This is a genomic window from Campylobacter sp. CFSAN093233 (assembly GCF_011068165.1).
GTDB lineage: Bacteria > Campylobacterota > Campylobacteria > Campylobacterales > Campylobacteraceae > Campylobacter_D > Campylobacter_D jejuni.
This window is the reverse complement of record NZ_JAAMWY010000001.1, coordinates 1-22,478: the sequence shown is the minus strand read 5'-3', so window position 1 is coordinate 22,478 and position 22,478 is coordinate 1. Positions and strand designations below refer to the sequence as shown.

The window sequence follows — 22,478 nt, the reverse complement described above, 5'->3', positions numbered from 1 at the left end:
TAGCATAATTATGCTAAAATATTTTTTTATGTAAATTTATAAGGAAAAAAAATGAAAAAAATCATTTCTTTAGCCCTTGCTTTAGCTTTAAGTGCAAGTGCAGCAGAACTTAAAATGGCAACTACAACAAGCACTGACAATACAGGACTTTTAGATGCTCTAAAACCTCTTTATGAAAAAGAAAGTGGCAATACCTTAAAATGGGTTGCCGTAGGAACAGGTGCGGCTTTAAAAATGGGTGAAGATTGCAATGCTGATGTGCTTTTTGTGCATTCTCCAAAGGCTGAAAAAGAATTTATGAAAAAAGGCTTTGGTGTAGATAGAACTCCTGTGATGTATAATGATTTTATCATCATCGCAGATAAATCTTTAGCTTCTAAATTTAAAGGTAAAAATTTAAAAGAAAGCTTAGAACTTATCAAAAATGAAAAGCTTACTTTCATCTCAAGAGGCGATAAATCAGGCACTGACAATAAAGAAAAAAGCCTTTGGAAAAATCTTGGCGGTGTTCCTGAAAAGCAAAGCTGGTATCAACAAAGCGGACAAGGTATGTTAGCAAGCATTAAAATCGCTGAAGAAAAAAAAGGTGTGATTTTAACCGATCGTGGTACTTATATCAAATATGAAGCCAATGAAAAAGGCAAACCAAACTTAGTCATTGTAAATGAAGGCGATGATAGTCTTAAAAATTTTTATTCTGTTATAGCGACAAATCCTAAGCATTGTAAAAATGTAAATTATACAGAAGCTAGTAAATTTATCAAATGGGTAACAAGTGATAAGACTTTAAATTTCATTGCTGATTTTAAACTTCTTAATAAACCTTTATTTGTAATTGATGCAAAAACAAGAAAAGACTAAAAATTAAGCAGGTTTTAACCTGCTTAAAATATCATTTTTTACTTATTGTAACTTTTTTATTTATTTTTCAAAACTTTTAGCTTATTTAAAATTCTTCTTTAGATATAATAAAATCAATAATTAAATATACAAGGTCAAATAATGTTCAAAGTGGATTTAAATAGTGATTTAGGGGAAAGTTTTGGCGCCTATAAAATGGGAATGGATGAAGAAATTTTAAAATTTGTAAGTTCAGTAAATGTCGCTTGTGGCTTTCATGCGGGTGATCCTTGTGTGATGGATGAAACCTTAAATTTAGCCAAGCAAAATGGTGTTTGCATAGGAGCACATCCATCTTATCCTGATCTTTTGGGTTTTGGAAGACGCAATATGCAAATAAGCTTTGAAGAGGCTAAAAACTATGCCTTGTATCAACTAGGAGCTTTATTTGGCTTTGCTAAGGCAAAAGGTATGAAAATACAGCATTTTAAAGCCCATGGGGCGCTTTATAATATGGCAGCTATTGATGAAAATTTAGCCTTAGCACTTTGTGAGGCAGTGGCGAGTTTTGATGAAAATATTATTTTTCTAGGGCTTAGTAATTCTGCTATGAATGAAGCAGCTAAGAAAAAGGGTTTAAGATATGCTAATGAAGTTTTTGCAGATCGTGCCTATAATGATGATGGCACTTTAGTTTCAAGAAAATTAGAAGGGGCGTTAATACACGATGAAAATTTAGCTATCAAACGCGTGATAAAAATGATAAAAGAAAGCAAAGTTACAAGCATAAATGGCAAAGAAATTGATTTAAAAGCCGATAGTATTTGTGTTCATGGGGATAATGCAAAAGCTTTAGAATTTGTTAAAAAAATCAAAGAAAATTTAAAAAAAGAGCAAATTCAAATTTGTGCTTTGGAAAATTTTATATAAGTTTTAGCAATGTTTAGTGTGCATTTTAGTGGAAGTAAAGCTTTGCTTTTGCGTTTTGAGCAAGAAATTTCACCTCAAATCAATGCCTATGTTTTAAGCACAGAACAAAGGATACAAAAAGCCCTAAAAGAAGGTGAAATTTATGGGATTGATGAGTTGGTAAGTGCTTATGCAAGCTTGCTTATATATTTTAATCCTTGCGTGCTTTCTTTAAATTCCTTGCTTGATTTTTTGGAAAAAATTAAAAAGGATATTAAACTTGCAGAACAAAACTCAAGTCTTTGTATAGAAGTTCCACTTTGTTATGATGAAGAATTTGGGCTGGATTTAGAATTTGTGTGCAAACACAATCAAATTTCAAAAGAAGAGCTTATATCTCTTCACACTAAACCTTATTATCTTGTTTTTATGCTAGGTTTTATGGCAGGTTTTCCTTATCTTGGAGGTTTAGATGAAAGACTTTTTACCCCACGCCTTTCAAGCCCTAGAGCAAAAATAGAAGCTGGAAGTGTAGGTATAGCCTATAAACAAACAGGAGTTTATCCCATATCAAGTCCAGGGGGTTGGCAAATCATTGCTAGAACACCTTTGGAATTTTTTGATAAAGAAGATGAAAAAAATCCCACTCTTTTAAAAGCGGGTATGTTTTTAAAATTTAAAGCCATTTCAAAAGATGAATTTTTCGATATCCAAGAGCAAGTTGCTAAAAAAGTCTATCAAAAGGAAATTTATGAGTATAAAAATCATTGAAGCATCTATAAATTCAAGTTTGCAAGACTTTGGTAGAAAAAAATTTGCTAAATTTGGCATAGCAAGAAGTGGAGCTATGGATGAAGATGCTTTAAGAATGGCAAATATCTTGCTTGGAAACAAACAAGATGAAGCAGGAATTGAGCTTTGTTTAAAGGGTGGAAAATACGAATTTTTAGATGAGAATTATTTTGTTTTAAGTGGAGCTGAATTTGAGGCAAAGCTTGATAATCAAAAAATCAAAACTTGCAAAGTATATCAAGCAAATAAAGGCGATATTTTAGAACTTGATTTAGCAAAAATAGGTTTTCGTGGGTATTTATGCGTAGCGGGTGGCTTTGAAGTAAAAAGTTTTTTAAACTCTAAATCCAGTGATGCTAAAATGGGAGCTGGAGTTTTTGAAGGAAGAGCTTTGCAAAAAGATGATATTTTAAATACTCATAATACTTTTATACCTTTTAATTTAGAAGCTAGAGAATGTGAAAATCCTCTTTTTAAAAGCCCTAAAGAGCCTATTATACGCGTTATTTTAGGAACAAATGAAGATGCTTTTACCCAAAAAGGCATAGAAACCTTTTTAAATACTACTTATAAAGTAGGTTTAAAAAGCGATAGAATGGCAATTTATGCAGAATCTAGTGAAAGTATAGAGCATAAAAACTCAGCAGATATCATCTCAGATCCTGCGGTTTTTGGAAGTATACAAGTGCCAAAAAGTGGTATTCCTATCATTTTAATGGCAGGAAGACAAAGCACAGGAGGCTATACAAAAATAGCCACGGTTATAGAAAATGATCTAAGCTTACTCGCACAAGCTAAGTTAGGTTCTAGCTTTAAATTTCAAAGCATTAGCATGCAAGAAGCCTTAGAACTTTATAAACAAAGAGAAATGAAATTTAAAGCTATGGATCAAAAAATCAATCTTGATTTTGAAAATTTAATCTAAGCTTTTTTACCATAAATATTGATAAAATATATAGCACCTATAGCCAAGGCACAACCTAACAAGGTAAGTGCATTTGGCACCTCGTCTAGTATAAAATAACTGCAAATTAAAGCACTAGCAGGAGTGATTAAAACAAAAGAATTTGCCTTAACGCTTCCTAAAATGTGAATCCCGTAATAATAAATACTAGTTCCTATAATAGTTGATAAAAAAGCCACGACAAACATACTGATCCAAAATTTAAATTCAAAATGAAAAATTTCATAACTTTTTACATCAAACAATACCCAAGAAAACATTAAAACAGAAATGAGATTAATATAAAAGTTAATCGCCAAAGGGTGAGCTCCTTTGGCTTTATGATTAAACACTGCCATCAAAGCCCAAATAAAAGAACAAGTTAAAAATAAAATATTAAATTTACCAAATAAATCTTCTAAACTCCCTAAATTTAGCAAACAAAATCCAGATAATAAACCTAAAAATAAGCCTAGAATTTCACTCTTTGTGATCTTGTGAGTTGATTTTTTGTTTTTTTGAAAAAATATCGCTATCATAAATATCAAATAAGAAAAAATAGGAATCATAGTGGTTACTAAAACTCCTCCTTTGCCTGCCAAGCCGTGCTTTATAGCGATAAAAAATACAAAGGCATAAAGCCCATTTAAAACTCCTGCTATCAATACCCATTTTAAGGCAGTTTTTTCGATTTTAAGAGGAATTTTTAAGAAGTTTAAAACAAAAAATGAACCCGATACAACAAAGAAAAAACGCCAAAAGGTAATAATAGAAGTATCCGTATAATTTGCTAAAATCTTAGATGTTGGCCAAGATGAGCCCCATAAAAACATTGCGATAAAAAGCAAGATGAACAAATAACTCTCTTTCATTTTTTCCTTAACTTTTATTAAATTTTATCTAAAAGACTGAAAATATCTTGTTTATTTAGGGTAAAAGTTTCATTTTGATCGTTTTTAATCAAATACTTTTCTCCAAGATTTGAAACTATGTATAAATCTTTTACAAATAAAGTTGCATTGTTTTCTTTAAAAATGGGAATATGCTTGGAATTTAATAATTCTTTAACTTCGGTTTTATTATAAAGTGCGAAACTTTGGTTGTAATTGCCTATTTTACTTATTCTAATAATATAAGGATTTAAAAGCACAAGTAAAAAAATAAAAGCTGGTATAAAAGATATGGGTATAACTTTTAAATACTGCTTTTCATAGATAAATTTATAAAATAAATAAATCAATAAATGATAAATTAAAAAAAAGTAAAATAAAGCTATGATATTTGTACTTAAAAATTGATAGATTGAAAAAAATCCATAAATATATGTAAATGAAGTTAGGAAAAATTCTATAGCATTAGCTAAAAATTCTTTTTTATTGTAAGCTTGGTTTTTAAATTTTATATAAAAAAGTAAGGATGAAAGTAGAGGTATTGCAATAAAAATTATAATGCTTCCTAACATAGCATTAAGGAATTTGTAAAATAGAAATATTAATAAAATATTGGCTAAGGCTATTGGAGTTAAGAAATAAAAACCTATTGTTTTAAATTTAGCATGGGTATTTTTTAAAAAATGATTAAAAAATATTAAAGGAGTGAGATACAAAATAAGAAAAAATGAAACAAATATAAATCCAATCCATGCTATTGAAAAAATATTAGAAAAAATCAAATCCTTGTTGAAATCAGGAATAAAATGGGCATTGAAAATATAATACTCAGTTAAAATCCAAGCTCCCAAAGCAAAACTTACAAAAATAATACTAGTGCTTATCACCCCTAAATATTTTTTTAAAAAGTCCATTATCAAAAAAAATTGTTGCTTAAGGTTTTTTAATTCATTGATGTTTTCTTGATTCATAATCTGCCTTATAAAAAAATGATTTTACACAAAAATACTTTTTCAATCCTTTAAAAAATGCTTTAATATTAAAAATTTTAAAAGATTTTCAAGGCTAAAAAGCCTTGAGTTTATACTTTGCGTCTTTGCTCTAAGCAAGGCAAAGTTTTTCTTAGTTGAGCGATTTCTTCTAAATCAATTTGAACAAAGGCTAGAGCTTCTTCTTCACCCATTTTGATAAGTTCTATGCCCAAAGGACTTATGAGTGCTGATTCTCCTGTGTAGATATTTTTTGTTTGAGAACAAGCGCATAAGAATACAGTATTTTCCAAAGCTCTAGCGCGAGAAAGTAAAGAAAAATGCTCTTTTTTAAGCTTTCCATCTACCCAAGCTGTAGGCACTAAGATGAGTTTTGCACCTTGTAAGGCTAAGCTTCTAGCGATTTCTGGAAAACGTAGCTCATAACAAACCATCATGCCCATTTTACCCCAAGGCGTATAAAAAGCTTTGATGGGATTTTGTCCTTCTTCTATATCCTTGCTTTCATTATAAGAAAAGGCATTGTAAAGATGGGTTTTATGATATTTGTGAAGAATTTTTCCTGAATTGACAAAAAGCACACAATTTTTAACCTTGATTGCGCCTTTTTCAAAAAAACCAAAAACCACAGCAAGTTTTAATTTTTCACTCTCTTTTAGTATGGTTTGAACGAATTCATCTTGTATATCTTGAGCTATATCTTGAAAATTCACACTCCCATCACTTGGCACAAAGGCCATGCAAGTTTCTGGAAAAACTACCAAATGAGCCTCTTGTTTTTTGGTCTCATTTAAAAGTTTTAAAATTTTTTCTAAATTTTCTTGCCATTTAGGGCTTGTTTTAATTTGTGCTAGTGCGATTTTCATCATATCTTAATATTTGTTTAATCTTGATAAAAAGCTTACTCTTTCAGTATCATGATGGTTTGAAATTTGATACGCATTTGAAGCTAAAGAAGCGATTTTTTCTTTATCTTGCGTGTCTAAGCTAAAATCAAAAACATTAAAATTTTGTTTCATTCTGTCTTTACTTAGAGTTTTTGGTATCACGGCGATTTCTCTTTCTATGAGCCATCTAAGAACGACTTGAGCTACGCTTTTTCCATGCTTTGCACCAATTTGCTGCAAAGTGATATTATTAAAAAGATTATTATGCCCTTCAGCAAAAGAAGCCCAAACTTGCATGATAATACCTAGCTTATTCATAGTATTTTGAGCCGAGTTTTGTTGATAAAAAGGGTGGCATTCTACTTGATTTAACATGGGTTTGATTTCATTGTGTAAGCAAAAATCAACAAGACGATCAGGGTAAAAATTGCTCACACCTATGGCTTTACTAAGTCCTTCTTTATAAATTTCACTCATCACACGCCATGCTCCATAAGTATCATTAAAAGGTTGGTGTATGAGATAAAGATCAATATAATCAAGCCCTAATTTTTTAAGGCTTTCTTCAAAGGCCTTTTTTGCTAGCTTTTCGTTTGTTTTATCCACCCAAAGTTTAGTGGTGATAAAAAGTTCTTCGCGTTTTATCCCGCTTGCTTTGATTGCAGATCCTACGGCCTCTTCATTATTATAAATTGAAGCTGTGTCGATAAGACGATATCCAACGCTTAAAGCATCTTCTACGCAAGCTTGGGGGTTTTTTTAGGATCGATTTGAAATACTCCATAACCTAAAATAGGCATTTTATTACCATTTGCTAAAGTTAAATATTGCATATTATCTCCTTTAATCATAATTGTTTATATTATACTATGCAAGGCTAATAAATTTTAAAAAGTTATTATTTCTCAAGCAAAAATTTTTTTCAAGTGTAGTTCATACTCGTTTAGATATTTTTCCACTTGAGGATTTTTTACCACATCATTACACATAAAAGTTGGTAAAGCTTTCATACCTATAAATTCATGAGCCTTATGCAAATGCCAATACACCATATCTACACCCTTTCCTTCAAAAAATTCATTTTTATCATTAAAGGCTTCAAGAGGTGCATTCCAAGTGAGAGAAAACATGTATTTTTTACCATGATCTAAACCACCTTTTCCGTAGTTTTTACTAGGATTTTCATGAGTTCTTCCATCATTTTTAAAAAGCACTCCAGCACCCAAACCAAACACTTCATCGATATATTTTTTAACTATCCAAGGCTCCCCCATCCACCAAGCTGGCATTTGATAGATCACAGCATCAGCTTTTATAAATTTTTGCATCTCTTCTTTAGGATCATATCCTTGATCTATGTGAGTTTGATCTACCTCGTATCCTAGTGTTTTTAAAATTTCTAAAGCATAATTATGCAATGTCAAATTAAGTTGTCCTTTTGAATTTCCAAATTCTTTAGCACCATTAAGCAAGAGTATATTTTTCATTTTTATCCTTTTTTAAATTTTATGATACAATTATAACTTAGCATAATATCATTTTCAATACAGAAAATAAAGTAATATACTATACTAAAGGAATGTTAAATGACTAAAGAGAATTCTCCGTGTAATTTCGAAGAATGTGGATTTAACTATACTCTAGCATTAATTAATGGAAAATATAAAATGAGTATTTTATACTGCTTATTTCGCTATGAAATCGTGCGTTATAATGAACTCAAACGCTTTTTAAGCTCCATATCTTTTAAAACTTTAACCAATACCTTAAGAGAACTAGAAAACGATGGTTTAATTATCAGAAAAGAATACGCTCAAATTCCACCCAAGGTAGAATATAGCTTATCCAAACGTGGACAAAGTTTAATTCCCATTTTACAAGCTATGAGCAAATGGGGCAAGAAAGACAAAAAAGGGAAAAAATGCTTGAATTAATTGGCGAACTTTCTTTGCAAAATTATATGGGAGAATGGCTTGAAATAGCTAGAAAACCGGCCTTTTTTCAAAAATCTTGCCTAAATTCAAAGGCAAAATACGAGCTTAAATACAAAAATGGCATTCCTTATGTAGAAATTGAGAATTTTTGCAGTAAAAAAATGAAATTTCAAGTATAAAGGGTAAGGCAAAAATCGTTTCAAATAGGCAATTAGCAGTGAGATTTAACATCTTTATGAACCTTTTTAACAAAGTAAATTATGAAATCATTTTTGTTGATAGCGAGTATAAAGTTGCCATTGTGGGTAGTCCTGATAAAAAATATCTTTGGATTTTAGCAAGAAATATAATAGATGAAAAAAATATAAAAGAGCTTTTAAACATCGCTAAGCAAAGGGGATTTGACATTAGCGATGTGGTTTTTGATAAGTATTAAATTATTCTTTTGTCATATCAATGACGTAGCGAAATTTAGCCTTTCCTGAGGTTAGATTTTCATAAGCTTTATCGATTTCTTGTGGGGTGATAAGCTCGGTTTCTGGATAAATTTCATGTTTTAAAGAAAAATCAAGCATTTCTTGAGTTTCGGCAATACCGCCAATTAGCGAGCCATAAACCTTTTTACCTGCTTTATGCACAAGCTCGTTTATACCTATATTTACCTTATCTTCCACAGGCGGTAAGCCAACTATAGCCATTTCGCCACCAAATTTAAGTAAATCCAAATAAACAGCAGGATTATAAGGCATTGGAATGGTTGAGATGATTAAATCAAAACGTTCTTTTACAGCGTTTTTATCGCAGCTTGTGTAAAATGAGCTTACACCCATAGCCAAAGCATCGGCTTTTTTGTTTTCATTTCTAGCAAAAACGCTAACCTTTGCACCCATTTTAACAGCATATTTTACAGCCATCATACCAAGTCCGCCAAAGCCTGCTATAGCAACGCTTGAACCTTCTTTTATCTTAGAAAATCTTAAAGGCGAGTAAGTGGTAATGCCCGCACAAAGCAAAGGCGCAACCTTATCCATCGGTGCATTTTTTGGCACACAAATGGCAAATTTTTCACTTACAACTATGTTGTTTGAGTAACCCCCATAAGTGTTTTCATTGCCGTGAAATACATCGCAACTATTGTAAGTAAAGATGGTTTTGCCATTTTCGCAAAACTGCTCTTGTGAGCGTTTGCAAGCATCGCACTCACCGCATGAATTTACCATACAACCAACCCCTGCGTAATCTCCTACTTTAAATTTGCTTACATTTTTACCCACAGCGATAACTTCTCCTGCTATCTCATGCCCAGGCACACAAGGATAAGTAGCTTCTCCCCACTCGCTTCTTGCGGTGTGAATATCGCTATGACAAATACCTGCATATAGGATTTTAATCAAAATATCATTATCACCAATAGCGTGGCGGCTAAATTCAAAGGCTGTGAATTTCGCATCCTTGCTAAGCATTGCATAGCCTTTACTTGCGATGCGATTGTTTTCTAAAATTTTGTATTGCATTTTTGCTCCTTTTTTGATTTTTTATAATTATAAAACATTAGAGTAGCTATAAGTCAAGAGTGAAAATAATTTTTTAAAATTAGTATAAATGCTATAATTATAAAATTTAATTTCACTTTGGGGTAAAAATGCAAAATTTGTATTCAGAAGATGATACTAGAGTAAAATTTATAGATGCAAAGCTTTATGATAGTTCTTGGAATGAAGAAAATATAAAAAGAAATTATTATTTTACAGATGGTAGAAAGCTTTTAGGTGGTAAAAGAGCACAAAGAAAATTTGCAGATTATTTGCTTAGATATGAAGGAAACAACCTTGCTATAATAGAAGCTAAAAAATTTAGTAAAGATCCTTTAGATGGTTTATCTCAAGGCATAGAATATGCAAAAATTTTAAATGTGCCTTTTGTATATAGTAGCAATGGAGAAAAAATTTATGAATACGATATGAGAAGTCATAGTGGTGAATACATAGATAAATTTCCAAGTCCTAAAGAACTTTTTGATAGAATTTTTGGTAATTTAAAAGAATGGCAATATAGACTTTTAACACAAAAGCCAATGTATATACCGCAAAAAGAATTAAGATATTATCAAAAAATAGCAATAGATAAAGTCATAGAAGCTTTAATCAATGGTAAAGATAGAATTTTACTTACCCTTGCTACCGGCACAGGTAAGACGACTATAGCTTTTGCTTTGTGTTATCGTTTGCTTGAAGCAAGATGGAATAAAGAAAACAAAGACCAAAAACCTAAAATATTGTTTTTATGCGATAGAGTGAGCTTAAGAGATCAAGCTTTGGGAGAATTTAACGCAGTAGAAAGCGATTGTAAAGTAATCAGCGCAGAAGAGATTAGAAAAAATGATGGAAAAATCATCACCAACGCAAATGTTTTCTTTGGAATTTATCAAAGTCTAGCTGCAAATTCTAAAGATCAAGAAAATACCCAAGAAGAACAAGAGAGCAAATTTTATCTACAATACCCAAAAGATTTTTTTGACCTTATCATCATCGATGAGTGTCACAGAGGCGGAGCAAACGAAGAAGGAAGCTGGAGAGCTGTACTTGAGTATTTTTCTTATGCGACTCAGCTTGGTTTAACCGCTACTCCAAAAAAAGAAGAAAATATAGACACTTATGAGTATTTTGGTGAAAGTGTTTATGATTATAGTCTTAAAAGTGGTATTGAAGATGGATTTTTAACCCCTTATAAAGTCAAACTCATAAAAACAACTTTGAGTGATGGTTATACCTATAATCCTGATGATTTAATACAAGGTGAGCTTGAAAAAGGCTTTTATAAACAAAGTGAATTTGAAAGAAATATTTTTTTACCAAACTATAATGACTTTATCGCTAAGAAAATTTTAGAGCTTATAAATCCTATGGATAAAACCATAATTTTTTGTGCAAATCAAGCTCATGCAAATGAAGTAAAAAGAGCTATAGATAAATATAAAAGCGTTAAAAGAGATGATTATTGTGTAAGAGTTACGAGTGATGAAGGTAAAATAGGGCTTGATTATCTAAAATTGTTTCAAGATAATGATAAAAGCTATCCTGTCATACTTACTAGCTCTAAAATGCTCACAACTGGAGTGGATGCAAAAAATGTGCGAAATATAGTATTGCTAGCAAATATAGGTTCTATGGTGGAATTTAAGCAAATCATCGGGCGTGGCACTAGGGTTTATGAAGGTAAAGACTTTTTTACTATACTTGATTTTGTCGGTGCGACTAAACTTTTTTATGATCCAAAATGGGATGGTGAAAAAATAGAAGAATTAAAAGAGCAAGATGAAAAAGAAAAAATCACTAAAGAGCATATAAAACAAACAAAAGAAGAAAGCAAAGAAAAAAAGAGCGTAACCATACACTTAAAAGGCACAAAACTTAAGGTTTTAGATATCACAACTACTTATGTAGGAGCACAAGGTAAGCCACTTAGCACTAAAGAATTTTTAGAATTTTTGATAGGAAAGCTTGATGAGTATTATGATGATGAAGCAAAATTGCGTGAAATTTGGAGTGATCAAAAAAATAGAGAAAGATTTTTAAAAGCCCTTGCAAATGATGGAGTAGATGAAAATGCTTTAAAAGATCTAAGAGAAATTTTTCAAAAAGATTGTGATATATACGATGTTTTAGCGCATTTAAGCTTTAATGCCGAGATAAAAACAAGGCAAGAGCGTGTTTTACAAGTAGAAAATGGTGAGTTTTTAAAACGCTTTCAAAAAGAAAAGGCTATAAAATTTATAGAATTTTTACTAAATAGATATCAAGAATACGGCATAAAAGATTTTGATGATGGCTTAAAACCACTTATAGAACTTAGTTCTTTGGGTAATGTAAGAGAATTGGCCGATGAATTTGGTGGCTTAGAAATTCTAAAACAAAGTTTTGATGATTTACAAAGGGAGATTTATTTAAACTGAAAGGAGAGAAAATGAGTAATAGTTTTTTAAATACAGAGACTTTAACTCTTAATGATTTATTTGGTAAAGATAGAACTTATAGTGTTCCAAAATATCAAAGAAATTATTCTTGGAGTGAAGATCAATGGGAAGATTTATGGTGTGATATTGAAGATTTAGAAAAATCAAACTATCCACATTTTATGGGTTCTATAGTATTGCAAGAGACTAAAGATGCCAAAAATATAGATATAATTGATGGGCAACAAAGATTAACTACCTTAAGTATTTTTATGTCCGCGATAATATTTTATATAGATAATTTGGTCAAAAAAGATAAAGATAAAACAGATAATGAAAAAAGGAAAGAAATTTTTAATAAAAAATATTTAGGTTATGAAAGTTCTACTACATTAAAAATAGTTCCAAAACTTACTTTAAATAATACTAATAATAATTTTTTTACTCACTATATTATTAATCAGAATATTCCAGATAAACCAACTCTAGCAGATGAGGATAATTCTAATTATTTATTATATAAAGCATTTAATTTTTTTCAAAAAAAAATTAAAGAAAAATTTCAAGAAGAAGATGGGAAAATAATTGCAGAATATGTGGAGATGATAGGAGAACAATTAAAGTTTATTGTGATTATAGTTCAAAATGAATTAGATGCTTATGTTTTATTTCAAACACTAAATGCTAGAGGAGTAGAATTAACAGCCGCTGATTTATTAAAAAATTACTTTTTAAATTTACTTAAAAATGAACCAGAAATTTTAAATCAAGCTAATTTAATGTGGGAAAACATAAATAATAAAATTTCAACAGAAAAAATACCCGATTTTCTAAGAAGTGTTATAAATTCACAAATAGATTTGGTTACAAAAAATAGACTTTTTAAAGAAGTTAAAAAAAATATTAAGACTTCAGAAGAGGCTTTTAATTTTATATCTAAACTTCATAAATTATCTTCTTTGTATCTTGCTTTGCAAAATTCAAATCATAGTTCTTGGAATGATTTTACAGCACAAGATGCAAAATATTATATTGATATTTTAGAGTTATTAAGATTTAAATCATCTTTACCATTACTGCTAATTGCTAAAGAAAAAATAGTAGATGATCAAGATTTTATAAAAATTTTAAAAGCTTGTGCTATATTATCTATTAGATATTCTATTTCAAAAACTAGAACAAATAAATTGGAATCTAGCTATAATAAAATTGCTTGCAATATATTTCATAGCAAATATAAAAATACCAAGGAAATTATAGATGCATTAAAATCAATTGATATTGATGATAATGACTTTAAAAAATCTTTCTCTATATATTCTAAAAAAGCAACCTCAGGAAATGATGCAAAAATAGTCAAATTTTTACTTGTTAATATTGAAAGGCATTTATCTGGAGGCATATGTGATGAACAAATTGCAACAATAGAGCATATACTTCCATCATCTTTAAATAACGAAAAAGTTCATAAATTAGGAAACTATATTTTATTAGAAAAAAAATACAATCAAGAATTAAAAGATAAAAAATTCGAAGAAAAAATTTCTATATATAACAAGTCTAGCTTTAAACTACCAAGATATATAGCGGATAATTTTAAAACTTGGGACACAAAAAGTATTGATCAATATCAAAATTTTTTAGCTAAACAAGCCTTGGCTCTATGGAAAATACAATGACAAATTTACCACAGGGTTGGGAAGTTAAAAAGCTTGAAGAAATTGCAAATATCAAAGGAGGTAAAAGACTTCCCAAGGGTGAAAATTTATTAGACAATAATACAAAATTTGCTTATATAAGAGTTGCGGATTTTCAGGACAATGGGACTATAAATTTACAAAATATTAAATTTATCAATGAAAACACTTACAATGTTTTAAAAAATTATAAAATTTATGATGATAATCTATATATTAGCATTGCTGGAACTATTGGAAAAAGCGGTATTATCCCCAAAGAATTAAACGGAGCTATTCTAACAGAAAATGCTGTAAAGCTAGAATATATTCAAAACAATATTTCCAATAAATTTATGTATTTTTTTACATTATCAAATATATTTAAAACACAAATACAAACTTCTACAAAAATAGTTGCTCAACCAAAATTGGCAATTACAAGATTAAAACAAATTCAAATCCCACTACCGCCGCTCAAAGAGCAAGAAAGGATAGTGGGAATTTTAGATGAGAGTTTTGCAAAGATAGATGAGAGTATAAAAATCTTAGAGCAGAATTTGCTAAATTTAGATGAGTTAATGCAAAGCGCCTTGCAAAAAGCTTTCAATCCATTAAAAGACAATGCTAAAGAAAACTATAAACTCCCACAATCTTGGGAATGGAAAAGCTTAGAAGAGATTAGCGAAAATATTTCTGCGGGTGGAGATAAGCCAAAAAACTGCACAGAAAGTAAAACTGCCAAAAATCAAATCCCTGTTTATGCAAATGGTGTAAATAATAATGGTTTAGTTGGATATACAGATAAAGCTACCATTATAAAACCTTCTTTAACTATATCTGCTAGAGGAACAATAGGTTTTGTTTGCATTAGAAAAGAACCTTATTTTCCTATTGTAAGGCTTATTTCTTTAATTCCTTGTGAAAATATATTATGCTTACATTATTTATATTTTTGTTTGAATTTTTTTATAGCAAAAGGTGAAGGTTCTAGTATTCCGCAACTTACTATACCAAAATTTAAATCCCTACAAATCCCCCTACCCCCACTCAAAGAGCAAGAGCAAATCGCAGAGCATTTAGATTTTGTCTTTGAAAAGGCAAAGGCTTTAAAAGAGCTTTACACTAAAGAACTAAAAGATTATGAAGAGCTTAAGCAATCCTTACTTGATAAAGCTTTTAAGGGAGAATTATAATGTTAAAAAATTTGCCAAATTTTAACACATTGGCTTGATATGTTAAAAATTTTTGATTTTTTTAACATATTTTTTTATAATGTTAAAATTTTTAGAAAAAATTAACATATTGGAAAATTATGAAAGAATTTATACCTCAAAAATTGCCTTTAAATATAGAATTAAATGCAAATATTTATAGTCTTATCATTAAAGCTTCTAGAAAATTAGCAGAGTTAAATGGACTTAGTAAAAGCATACCAAATCCAAGTATTTTAATCAATGCTTTGATTTTGCAAGAAGCAAAAGATTCGAGTGAGATAGAAAATATCATCACAACACATGATGAACTTTTTTTATCACGAGTTGATGAAAACAAACTCACAAGAGCAGCAAAAGAAGTGAAAGATTATGAAAGTGCTTTGAAAAAAGGATATGAGTTATTAAAAAAAGAACAGTTATTAAGAAATGCACATATTTTAGAAATTCAAAAAAGATTAGAAAGAAATAATGCAGGTTTTAGAAAACAAAGTGGAACTATGCTTAAAAATCCTATTACAGGAGAAATCAAACACATACCACCCCAAAATCCTAATGATATACAAGAACTTATGGGAAATTTAGAACTATACATTAACGATGATAGTTTAGATGAATTTGATTTTTTGGTAAAGATGGCAATTATACATTATCAATTTGAAAGCATTCATCCTTTTTATGATGGCAATGACAGAACGGGTAGGATTATAAATATACTTTATTTAGTATATAAAGGACTTTTGGATTTTCCTATTTTATATCTTAGTGCTTACATAGTAAAAAGTAAAGATGAGTATTATAAGCTTTTACAAAAAGTGCGTGATGAAGGGGATATTTTAAAGTGGATAGAATACATACTTAAAGGCATAGAGCAAACCGCTGTAAAAACTATTGAAACTATCATTAAGATAGAAAAAATGATGTCTAATGTAGGTGAAATTTTACAAAATAAAACGAATTTTTATAGTAAAGATTTTGTGGAGCTTTTGTTTTCTCATCCTTATACAAAGATAGATTTTTTAATAAAAAAATTAGACATTTCAAGACAAAGTGCTTCAAAATATCTTAAAATTTGTGAAAATTTAGGAATATTAGAGTGTATTAAAATGGGTAGAAGTAATTATTATATAAATATAGAACTTTTAAGACTTTTTAGAAAAGGAATTTTTTAAATGCAAAATAAAATCGATAAAATCACAGATATTCTAAGAAGAGATGATGGCATAAGTGGTGCTATGCACTATACAGAGCAGATTGGCTGGATACTTTTTTTAAAATTTTTAGATGATTATGAGACAAATTTAAAAGATTTAGCGTTTTTAGATGGCAAAGATTATAAAAGCATTTTAGAAGAAAAATTTAGCTGGAGTGTTTGGGCAGCGCCTAAAAAAGATGGCAAACTTGATGTAAAAAATGCTTTAAGTGGATCGGATTTGCTTGAATTTGTAAATAAAGAGCTTTTTCCTTATCTTAAAAATTTTAAAAATAATGATGATTTTAAAAGTATAGAGTATAAAATCGGTGGAATTTTTGAATTTATAGACAATCGCATAGCAAATGGACATACTTTAAGAGAAGTGATAAATATCATTGATGAGATTAGTTTTAATAAAGAAGATGAAGTATTTGCCTTAGGTGAAGTTTATGAAAAACTTTTAAAAGATATGGGTAGCGATGGTGGAAATAGTGGAGAATTTTACACCCCTCGTCCTTTGATAAAGGCTATGGTGGAAGTAATAGATCCTAAACCAAAAGAAAGAATTTATGATCCTTCTTGTGGTAGTTGTGGATTTTTAGTTGAGAGTTTTTTACATATTTTATATAAAGACAGAACCAAAGGCAAAAAAGCAAATTTAAGCGTAGAAGAGCTTGAATTTTTAAAAAATGATGCTCTTTTTGGTAAAGAAAAAACTCCTCTTAGCTATGCAATGGGCGTTATGAATATGATATTACATGAAATTTCAAGTCCAAATATCATAAAAACAAACACTTTAAGTAAAAAAATAACAGATATAACAGAACAAGAAAAATACGAAGTAATCCTTGCAAATCCACCTTTTGGAGGTAAAGAAAAAGAACAAATTCAAGAAAATTTTCCTATAAAATCAAACGCTACTGAACTTTTGTTTTTGCAACACATTTTAAGATCTTTAAAAAACAATGGAAGATGTGCGATCATCGTGCCTGAAGGTGTACTTTTTCAAAATTCAAATGCCTTTGTGAGTGTAAAAAAAGATTTAGTAGATGATTTTAATTTAGAATGCGTTTTGAGTTTGCCAAGTGGGGTATTTTTGCCTTATAGTGCTGTTAAGACTAATGTGCTTTTTTTCTCTAAAGGTAAAAAATGTATTTGTAAAGGCGATGGAGTTTATTACTACGAACTTATACCACCTTATAAACTTACTAAAAATAAGCCTTTAGAATACACACATTTTAAAGAATTTCTAAAGTGCTACAAAGAAAGAAAAATCACTGCTAATTCTTGGCTTGTTAGCAAAAAAGAGCTTGAAGAAAGAAATTATGATTTAAGTGCTAAAAATCCAAATGTAAAAGAAGAAAAAATCCTAAAAACTAGTGAAGAGATTTTAAATTCTTTAGAAGAAAATCTAAAAATACAACAAGAATATCTAAATGAGCTTAAAAGCATACTAAAATGATTGCAAGTTTTTTGATAAAAACTAATTTACAAATAACTTCTAAGCTCAATTTACAATAAATATTTATTGCTTGCATTCTACTTTTTAATATCATCAAGCAAATTTAGGGCATTTAAAGCCTTTGGATAGCCAATATATGGAATAAGAGCTGCAATGATATTTAGCAAATCTTTTCTACTTTGCCCCATGTTAAGATTGCCTTGTATGTGAGCTTTTACTTGATTGTCTAGCCCACCAAGTGAGATAAGATATACAAGGGTTAAAAGCTCCCTAGTTTTTAGATCAAGCCCCATGCGTGTATAGTAGTCTCCAAAACAATTCGCACTCAAAAAATCATTTATAAAAGCTTTATCTTCTGGGGTAGATTCTATCATTTTAGTGATATTAGCTTCACCAAAAATAGTATTTTGTATTTCCCTACCTTTTATTTTGCGATTTTCTTGCGTAGTAGTGTCTTTCATCACTTGCAAAAAGTTGATCCTTTTTTGCTCCTCCTAAGAGTTTTTCAAAAATTTCTCTTGCTTTTTGTCTTAATTGCATGGTTTTATCCTTTGTAGTTTTTAAAATTTGTGAAAAAAGAGCATTTAAAGATACTCCAAAAACATAAAAGTTTTTATAAAAATTTTTGTGTTTTATTTACAAATTTCTTTACTCTTTTGCTTCTTTTAAGGCATGTTCATATTCTTCATCGCTTACAAGCTCAAGCCATTCTACATTTTTACCCTCTTTCTCGCCTGTAAGTGCTATGTGTGCTCCACTACTTGTATTAGTTGCACCATGAAAATGCTTTACTCCTATAGGACAGCTTATCACATCGCCTTTTTTAGCTATAAAGGCTTTTTGGCCTGGAACTTTTGTGATGATTTCACCCTCTGTTACGATTAAGGTTTGTCCTTGAGGATGAGTATGCCATGCACTTCTAGCACTGGCTTCAAATTCAACCAAAGCCCCGCTAAAATTTCTCCACTCATTTGATTTAAACATCATAGAAACTTTTACATTTTTGCTAAAAAATTTACTATCACCTTTAAAACTTCCATAAATTCCTGCTTTTTCTAATTCTTGCATTTTACCTCCTTTTTTAGTATTATAAAACATGAGAGCTACTCTAAGTCAAGTAAAAATTTAAAATCTTAATTTCATTTTTTCTATCCTACTTCTTATAAAAATCATGATAATTCCTAAAATCAACAAAACAATAGTATTTACGATAATATAACGCGTATCGCTCAAAGAAATCACAAGTCCACAAATAGCAGTTCCGGTGCTTAATCCTATATTGGCCACGCTTATAAAAAGTCCATTGCTAAAATTAGCAGCCTTTGGAAAGGGATAACTTATCATAAAATGTGTGCCGTTATTCATCACACCTGCTAAAATTCCTAATATAAAGGCAAATATTATAAGTATAATTTCACTATAAAAACTAAACAGTAAAATATAAAATCCTATCATAATTAAAGGTGTTAAAATCAAAGTAAAATTTGCGTTTTTAACAAGGGTCTTTCCGGCTATATAATTGCCTATAATATTTGAAAAACCATAAATAGCCAATACAATACTAATTAAAGTAAAATTCATCTTTCCTACACTATGTAAGAAATCAGAAAAATAAGAGTAAAAACCCCAAATTCCAGCATTTATACAAATAACACAAAGTATGCTAATCCATAAAAGCGGGTATCTTAAAATAAGCAATTGTTTGCTTATTTTTACAGAATTTACTTTTTTAAAATCAGGAACAAAAAATAAAGTTGCTATAAAAGATAAGGTATTTAAAAATACAAAAAATAACATTGCCATTTTAAAACTAAAATTTCCACCAAAATAACTAGTCATAGGTACACCCAAAACCATTCCAGCACTAACTGCTGCAAAAATCTTAGCTGTAGCTTTTGGAATTTCTTTCTTATCTTCGACCAAATTTGTAACCATACTTAGAGCAAGAGCTATATAAATAGGATGAAAAAAAGCAGGAATAGCTCTTAAAATAAGCAATTGCCAAAATTCACCCACAAAAGCGGAAGTTAACGAGCTTAAGATAAACACAGCTAAACAAATAAGCATAAGTTTTTTAGGATTGAAATTTGCACAAAGTAGCGGGACAATAGGGGCGCAAAAAGTTATCACGAGTGCAAAAATACTCACACACCAACCCGCATCTGAAATACTTACACTGAAATTTTGAGAAACAATAGGAATTATACCCATCATCCCTAGTTCTGTGCTCAAAATCCCAAATACCCCTAAACAAAATACTAGAATAATTTGAGCATTTGAAGCTTTATTTAAATTTTTCATTTTATCCTTTCAATTAATATTTTTAAAAGTATAAAAGATGAGAGTAGGTCTAAGTCAATAACCTAAAATAAAAATATTTATCTATATTAAATAAAATCTTTAGAAAAATCTAAAACTTCAAAATAAGCATTTAAAAGAAATAAAAGATGCCTTAAAAGCATAAGATATCTTTTATTTATAGGCTTATTACTCCAATGCGTGTATTTTTATCGCAAGAATTAAGCACTATGTCTATCATAGCACTAGCATAATCACTATAGCTTATTTTACTCAAACAAATGTTTAAAATAAAATTTTTATTTTTATTGGTTATGATTATTTTAGGCGTGGCTATATCTTTTGGAATTTTTATTAATTTAATTTAAGGAAATAAAATGCAAAAATTTTTAACCATTATTTCAGCAATCAATGATGAAAGTAGGATTTTGATTTTGTATCATCTTTTAAGATACAAAGAACTTTGTGTTTGTGATTTACAAGAACTTTTAAACATGGGTCAATCAAGACTTTCAAGACATTTAAAAATTTTAAAAGATGCAGGTTTTTTGTATGTAAGGCGTCAAGGAACTTGGGCGTATTATGGGATTAATAATGAGCTTTTAAAACTGCATTTAAATCTTTTTGAAAATATCAAAAATTTAGAACTTAAAAATGCTATTAAAAAATGAAAATATTATTACCCAAATTTGCCCTTAATATAAAATCAACCCTTAAACTTATGCAATTTATCACAAGGTTGATAGTCCTTGCTTTCTGGATTAAACCCATCGACTTCATTTGCAAGCATTTCTTCATAAATTTTTATCTTTTTGCTTAAAACTTTTTCACTTTCTTTTAATGTTTTAATCTGGTTTTGTAATTTTTTCTTTGTTTGCTTTAACATCTCTTGTCTCTCTTTGGCAGTTTTTATACCCAAAGAGCAAAGTTTTATATAATGTTTGATTTGTTCTATTGGCATACCTGAAATTCTAAGCCATTCTATCCATTTTACCCATTCTATATCGCTTTTTGAAAAATATTTCACACTATTTTCATCTTTTTGAACAAAAGGAAACAAACCTTTTTTAGCCCAAAATCTTAAAGTATGAGCACTAACTTTTGTTTCTTTTTCTACTTTTTTTATAGTATAAGCCATATTTTCTCCTTTATTTAAGATAAAAATAAAAATTTATTTTATTTTTTTGTGATAAAATAATAGCCAAATTATTAGTTTTATGCTAAAAATAACAAAGATTAAAAGGAAAATAATGAATAGTATTAAAATCAAACTTTCCCTCATTGCAAATTTAATTGCAATTTTTGCCTTAATTGTTCTAGGTATTGTAAGTTTTTATTTTACAAAAACCTCACTATATGAAAGCACTCTTAAAAATCAAACTGACCTACTTAAAGTCACACAATCTACCGTTGAAGATTTCCGTTCCACAAATCAATCTTTTACTAGAGCTTTAGAAAAAGATATCGCGAACTTACCTTATCAATCTTTAATCACTGAAGAAAATATTATTAACAATGTTGGTCCAATATTGAAATATTATCGTCATAGTATAAATGCACTAAATGTTTATTTAGGTTTAAACAATGGAAAAGTTTTACTTAGTCAAAAATCTAATGATGCAAAAATGCCTGAATTACGTGATGATTTAGATATAAAGACAAAAGATTGGTATCAAGAAGCTTTAAAAACAAATGATATTTTTGTTACACCAGCATATTTAGATACAGTTTTAAAACAATATGTAATAACGTATTCTAAAGCTATTTATAAAGATGGTAAAATCATAGGGGTACTGGGTGTCGATATACCATCAGAAGATTTGCAAAATTTAGTTGCAAAAACCCCTGGAAATACTTTTTTATTTGATCAAAAAAATAAAATATTTGCAGCAACCAATAAAGAATTATTAAATCCATCCATTGATCATTCTCCTGTTCTAAATGCATATAAACTCAATGGTGATAACAACTTCTTCTCTTATAAGTTAAATAATGAAGAAAGACTTGGAGCTTGTACTAAAGTCTTTGCTTATACAGCTTGTATTACCGAAAGCGCTGATATTATAAATAAACCTATTTATAAAGCTGCATTTATTCAAGCCATTGTTGTCATTATTGTAGTAGTATTTAGCGTCATCCTCCTTTATTTCATCGTATCAAAATACCTCTCCCCACTTGCAGCTATCCAAACAGGTTTAACTTCATTCTTTGATTTTATCAACTATAAAACAAAAAATGTTTCTACTATAGAAGTAAAAAGCAATGATGAATTTGGACAAATCTCAAATGCTATCAACGAAAACATTCTTGCTACTAAAAGAGGCTTAGAACAAGACAATCAAGCCGTTAAAGAATCAGTTCAAACCGTATCAGTTGTAGAAGGTGGTAATTTAACAGCAAGAATCACTGCTAATCCAAGAAACCCACAACTTATTGAACTTAAAAATGTTCTAAATAGACTTCTTGATGCTTTACAGGCTAGAGTAGGTTCTGATAT

At 29.5% G+C, this 22,478-nt stretch carries 23 protein-coding genes and 2 pseudogenes; 13 read left to right on the top strand and 12 right to left on the bottom strand.

Annotated elements, in window-relative coordinates; genetic code table 11:
• Positions 1-51 precede the first annotated feature (51 nt).
• The 4 genes from tupA (at position 52) to FBF15_RS00105 (ending at position 3,466) form a co-directional block, all read left to right on the top strand.
• Positions 52-861 (top strand): tungstate ABC transporter substrate-binding protein TupA, encoded by an 810-nt coding sequence (gene tupA / locus FBF15_RS00120; protein ID WP_002851335.1) that lies wholly within the window; start codon positions 52-54, stop codon positions 859-861.
• Positions 862-1,002: 141 nt separating this feature from the next.
• Positions 1,003-1,770, top strand: coding sequence for a LamB/YcsF family protein (locus FBF15_RS00115; RefSeq protein WP_002851457.1), 768 nt, complete (start codon positions 1,003-1,005; stop codon positions 1,768-1,770).
• Positions 1,771-1,779: 9 nt separating this feature from the next.
• Positions 1,780-2,520: a 5-oxoprolinase subunit PxpB gene (pxpB, locus tag FBF15_RS00110; protein WP_052862247.1), complete on the top strand. Its 741-nt coding sequence runs from the start codon at positions 1,780-1,782 to the stop codon at positions 2,518-2,520.
• Entirely contained in the window at positions 2,501-3,466 is a 966-nt protein-coding gene (locus FBF15_RS00105) for a biotin-dependent carboxyltransferase family protein (RefSeq protein WP_002858255.1), read from the top strand. The genes pxpB and FBF15_RS00105 overlap by 20 nt, the downstream gene beginning before the upstream one ends.
• Here FBF15_RS00105 and FBF15_RS00100 read toward each other — a convergent pair.
• From FBF15_RS00100 to FBF15_RS00080, 5 genes are all read right to left on the bottom strand, one after another.
• The gene (locus tag FBF15_RS00100) at positions 3,463-4,356 is read right to left on the bottom strand and encodes a DMT family transporter (RefSeq protein ID WP_052862246.1); all 894 of its coding nucleotides are present in this window, start codon (positions 4,354-4,356) and stop codon (positions 3,463-3,465) included. The genes FBF15_RS00105 and FBF15_RS00100 overlap by 4 nt on opposite strands.
• Before the next feature lie 17 nt (positions 4,357-4,373).
• The gene (locus FBF15_RS00095; RefSeq protein WP_032590657.1) at positions 4,374-5,345 is read right to left on the bottom strand and encodes a hypothetical protein; all 972 of its coding nucleotides are present in this window, start codon (positions 5,343-5,345) and stop codon (positions 4,374-4,376) included.
• A gap of 110 nt (positions 5,346-5,455) precedes the next feature.
• Complete coding sequence (locus tag FBF15_RS00090) at positions 5,456-6,232, bottom strand: carbon-nitrogen hydrolase family protein (RefSeq protein ID WP_079266649.1); 777 nt, start codon at positions 6,230-6,232, stop codon at positions 5,456-5,458.
• A gap of 3 nt (positions 6,233-6,235) precedes the next feature.
• Complete coding sequence (locus FBF15_RS00085) at positions 6,236-6,943, bottom strand: aldo/keto reductase (protein ID WP_237948201.1); 708 nt, start codon at positions 6,941-6,943, stop codon at positions 6,236-6,238.
• Positions 6,944-7,155: 212 nt separating this feature from the next.
• Complete coding sequence (locus tag FBF15_RS00080) at positions 7,156-7,737, bottom strand: NAD(P)H-dependent oxidoreductase (protein WP_038816830.1); 582 nt, start codon at positions 7,735-7,737, stop codon at positions 7,156-7,158.
• 99 nt (positions 7,738-7,836) lie between these two features.
• On the opposite strand from FBF15_RS00080, the gene FBF15_RS00075 reads away from it, so the two are divergent.
• Together FBF15_RS00075 and FBF15_RS00070 are read left to right on the top strand one after the other, a co-directional pair.
• Entirely contained in the window at positions 7,837-8,184 is a 348-nt protein-coding gene (locus tag FBF15_RS00075; RefSeq protein ID WP_002855295.1) for a helix-turn-helix domain-containing protein, read from the top strand.
• Positions 8,172-8,620: pseudogene (locus FBF15_RS00070) on the top strand (lipocalin family protein). Before FBF15_RS00075 ends, FBF15_RS00070 begins: the two are co-directional and overlap by 13 nt.
• A gap of 1 nt (position 8,621) precedes the next feature.
• Here the strand turns inward: FBF15_RS00070 and FBF15_RS00065 are convergent.
• Positions 8,622-9,698, bottom strand: coding sequence for an NAD(P)-dependent alcohol dehydrogenase (locus FBF15_RS00065; RefSeq protein ID WP_165434511.1), 1,077 nt, complete (start codon positions 9,696-9,698; stop codon positions 8,622-8,624).
• A gap of 128 nt (positions 9,699-9,826) precedes the next feature.
• On the opposite strand from FBF15_RS00065, the gene FBF15_RS00060 reads away from it, so the two are divergent.
• The 5 genes from FBF15_RS00060 (at position 9,827) to FBF15_RS00040 (ending at position 17,683) form a co-directional block, all read left to right on the top strand.
• A complete protein-coding gene (locus tag FBF15_RS00060; RefSeq protein WP_165434510.1) occupies positions 9,827-12,136 on the top strand; it encodes a type I restriction endonuclease subunit R in 2,310 nt (769 codons plus the stop codon).
• Positions 12,137-12,147: 11 nt separating this feature from the next.
• On the top strand, positions 12,148-13,815 hold the full coding sequence (locus FBF15_RS00055; RefSeq protein WP_002855950.1) for a DUF262 domain-containing protein: 1,668 nt from the start codon (positions 12,148-12,150) through the stop codon (positions 13,813-13,815).
• On the top strand, positions 13,812-15,008 hold the full coding sequence (locus tag FBF15_RS00050; RefSeq protein ID WP_002872149.1) for a restriction endonuclease subunit S: 1,197 nt from the start codon (positions 13,812-13,814) through the stop codon (positions 15,006-15,008). Before FBF15_RS00055 ends, FBF15_RS00050 begins: the two co-directional genes overlap by 4 nt.
• 119 nt (positions 15,009-15,127) lie before the next feature.
• The gene (locus FBF15_RS00045; protein WP_165434509.1) at positions 15,128-16,198 is read left to right on the top strand and encodes a Fic family protein; all 1,071 of its coding nucleotides are present in this window, start codon (positions 15,128-15,130) and stop codon (positions 16,196-16,198) included.
• Positions 16,199-17,683 (top strand): class I SAM-dependent DNA methyltransferase, encoded by a 1,485-nt coding sequence (locus FBF15_RS00040; protein ID WP_165434508.1) that lies wholly within the window; start codon positions 16,199-16,201, stop codon positions 17,681-17,683.
• Between the two features lie 77 nt (positions 17,684-17,760).
• On the opposite strand, the gene FBF15_RS00035 is transcribed toward FBF15_RS00040, so the two are convergent.
• From FBF15_RS00035 to FBF15_RS00020, 5 genes and pseudogenes are all read right to left on the bottom strand, one after another.
• A complete protein-coding gene (locus FBF15_RS00035; protein ID WP_002867865.1) occupies positions 17,761-18,144 on the bottom strand; it encodes a carboxymuconolactone decarboxylase family protein in 384 nt (127 codons plus the stop codon).
• On the bottom strand, positions 18,101-18,223 hold the full coding sequence (locus FBF15_RS09835) for a hypothetical protein (protein ID WP_260627608.1): 123 nt from the start codon (positions 18,221-18,223) through the stop codon (positions 18,101-18,103). Before FBF15_RS09835 ends, FBF15_RS00035 begins: the two co-directional genes overlap by 44 nt.
• Before the next feature lie 108 nt (positions 18,224-18,331).
• Positions 18,332-18,751 (bottom strand): cupin domain-containing protein, encoded by a 420-nt coding sequence (locus tag FBF15_RS00030; protein WP_002892946.1) that lies wholly within the window; start codon positions 18,749-18,751, stop codon positions 18,332-18,334.
• A gap of 57 nt (positions 18,752-18,808) precedes the next feature.
• Complete coding sequence (locus FBF15_RS00025; RefSeq protein WP_002892947.1) at positions 18,809-19,984, bottom strand: MFS transporter; 1,176 nt, start codon at positions 19,982-19,984, stop codon at positions 18,809-18,811.
• 175 nt (positions 19,985-20,159) lie between these two features.
• Positions 20,160-20,255 (bottom strand): annotated as a pseudogene (locus tag FBF15_RS00020) (NAD(P)-dependent oxidoreductase); the annotation flags it as partial.
• Between the two features lie 103 nt (positions 20,256-20,358).
• Here FBF15_RS00020 and FBF15_RS00015 point away from each other — a divergent pair.
• Positions 20,359-20,652 (top strand): metalloregulator ArsR/SmtB family transcription factor, encoded by a 294-nt coding sequence (locus FBF15_RS00015; protein WP_002892948.1) that lies wholly within the window; start codon positions 20,359-20,361, stop codon positions 20,650-20,652.
• Positions 20,653-20,687: 35 nt separating this feature from the next.
• Here the strand turns inward: FBF15_RS00015 and FBF15_RS00010 are convergent, their stop codons facing one another.
• A complete protein-coding gene (locus FBF15_RS00010) occupies positions 20,688-21,119 on the bottom strand; it encodes a MerR family transcriptional regulator (protein WP_002892949.1) in 432 nt (143 codons plus the stop codon).
• A 79-nt stretch (positions 21,120-21,198) separates the two neighbouring features.
• Here FBF15_RS00010 and FBF15_RS00005 point away from each other — a divergent pair.
• Positions 21,199-22,478 (top strand): cache domain-containing protein (locus tag FBF15_RS00005; RefSeq protein ID WP_207307096.1); only part of this gene is annotated, 1,280 nt, incomplete at its 3' end.

Bases quoted from the DNA above. Each gene is read 5' to 3' on its own strand.
- tupA (WP_002851335.1), top strand. From the start codon at position 52: ATGAAAAAAATCATTTCTTTAGCCCTTGCTTTAGCTTTAAGTGCAAGT.
- FBF15_RS00015 (WP_002892948.1), top strand. From the start codon at position 20,359: ATGCAAAAATTTTTAACCATTATTTCAGCAATCAATGATGAAAGTAGG.
- FBF15_RS00060 (WP_165434510.1), top strand. From the start codon at position 9,827: ATGCAAAATTTGTATTCAGAAGATGATACTAGAGTAAAATTTATAGAT.
- FBF15_RS00055 (WP_002855950.1), top strand. From the start codon at position 12,148: ATGAGTAATAGTTTTTTAAATACAGAGACTTTAACTCTTAATGATTTA.
- FBF15_RS00010 (WP_002892949.1), bottom strand. From the start codon at position 21,119: ATGGCTTATACTATAAAAAAAGTAGAAAAAGAAACAAAAGTTAGTGCT.
- FBF15_RS00025 (WP_002892947.1), bottom strand. From the start codon at position 19,984: ATGAAAAATTTAAATAAAGCTTCAAATGCTCAAATTATTCTAGTATTT.
- FBF15_RS00095 (WP_032590657.1), bottom strand. From the start codon at position 5,345: ATGAATCAAGAAAACATCAATGAATTAAAAAACCTTAAGCAACAATTT.
- FBF15_RS00100 (WP_052862246.1), bottom strand. From the start codon at position 4,356: ATGAAAGAGAGTTATTTGTTCATCTTGCTTTTTATCGCAATGTTTTTA.
- FBF15_RS00045 (WP_165434509.1), top strand. From the start codon at position 15,128: ATGAAAGAATTTATACCTCAAAAATTGCCTTTAAATATAGAATTAAAT.
- pxpB (WP_052862247.1), top strand. From the start codon at position 1,780: ATGTTTAGTGTGCATTTTAGTGGAAGTAAAGCTTTGCTTTTGCGTTTT.
- FBF15_RS00075 (WP_002855295.1), top strand. From the start codon at position 7,837: ATGACTAAAGAGAATTCTCCGTGTAATTTCGAAGAATGTGGATTTAAC.
- FBF15_RS00035 (WP_002867865.1), bottom strand. From the start codon at position 18,144: ATGAAAGACACTACTACGCAAGAAAATCGCAAAATAAAAGGTAGGGAA.
- FBF15_RS00040 (WP_165434508.1), top strand. From the start codon at position 16,199: ATGCAAAATAAAATCGATAAAATCACAGATATTCTAAGAAGAGATGAT.
- FBF15_RS09835 (WP_260627608.1), bottom strand. From the start codon at position 18,223: ATGCAATTAAGACAAAAAGCAAGAGAAATTTTTGAAAAACTCTTAGGA.
- FBF15_RS00050 (WP_002872149.1), top strand. From the start codon at position 13,812: ATGACAAATTTACCACAGGGTTGGGAAGTTAAAAAGCTTGAAGAAATT.
- FBF15_RS00080 (WP_038816830.1), bottom strand. From the start codon at position 7,737: ATGAAAAATATACTCTTGCTTAATGGTGCTAAAGAATTTGGAAATTCA.
- FBF15_RS00115 (WP_002851457.1), top strand. From the start codon at position 1,003: ATGTTCAAAGTGGATTTAAATAGTGATTTAGGGGAAAGTTTTGGCGCC.
- FBF15_RS00105 (WP_002858255.1), top strand. From the start codon at position 2,501: ATGAGTATAAAAATCATTGAAGCATCTATAAATTCAAGTTTGCAAGAC.
- FBF15_RS00030 (WP_002892946.1), bottom strand. From the start codon at position 18,751: ATGCAAGAATTAGAAAAAGCAGGAATTTATGGAAGTTTTAAAGGTGAT.
- FBF15_RS00090 (WP_079266649.1), bottom strand. From the start codon at position 6,232: ATGATGAAAATCGCACTAGCACAAATTAAAACAAGCCCTAAATGGCAA.
- FBF15_RS00065 (WP_165434511.1), bottom strand. From the start codon at position 9,698: ATGCAATACAAAATTTTAGAAAACAATCGCATCGCAAGTAAAGGCTAT.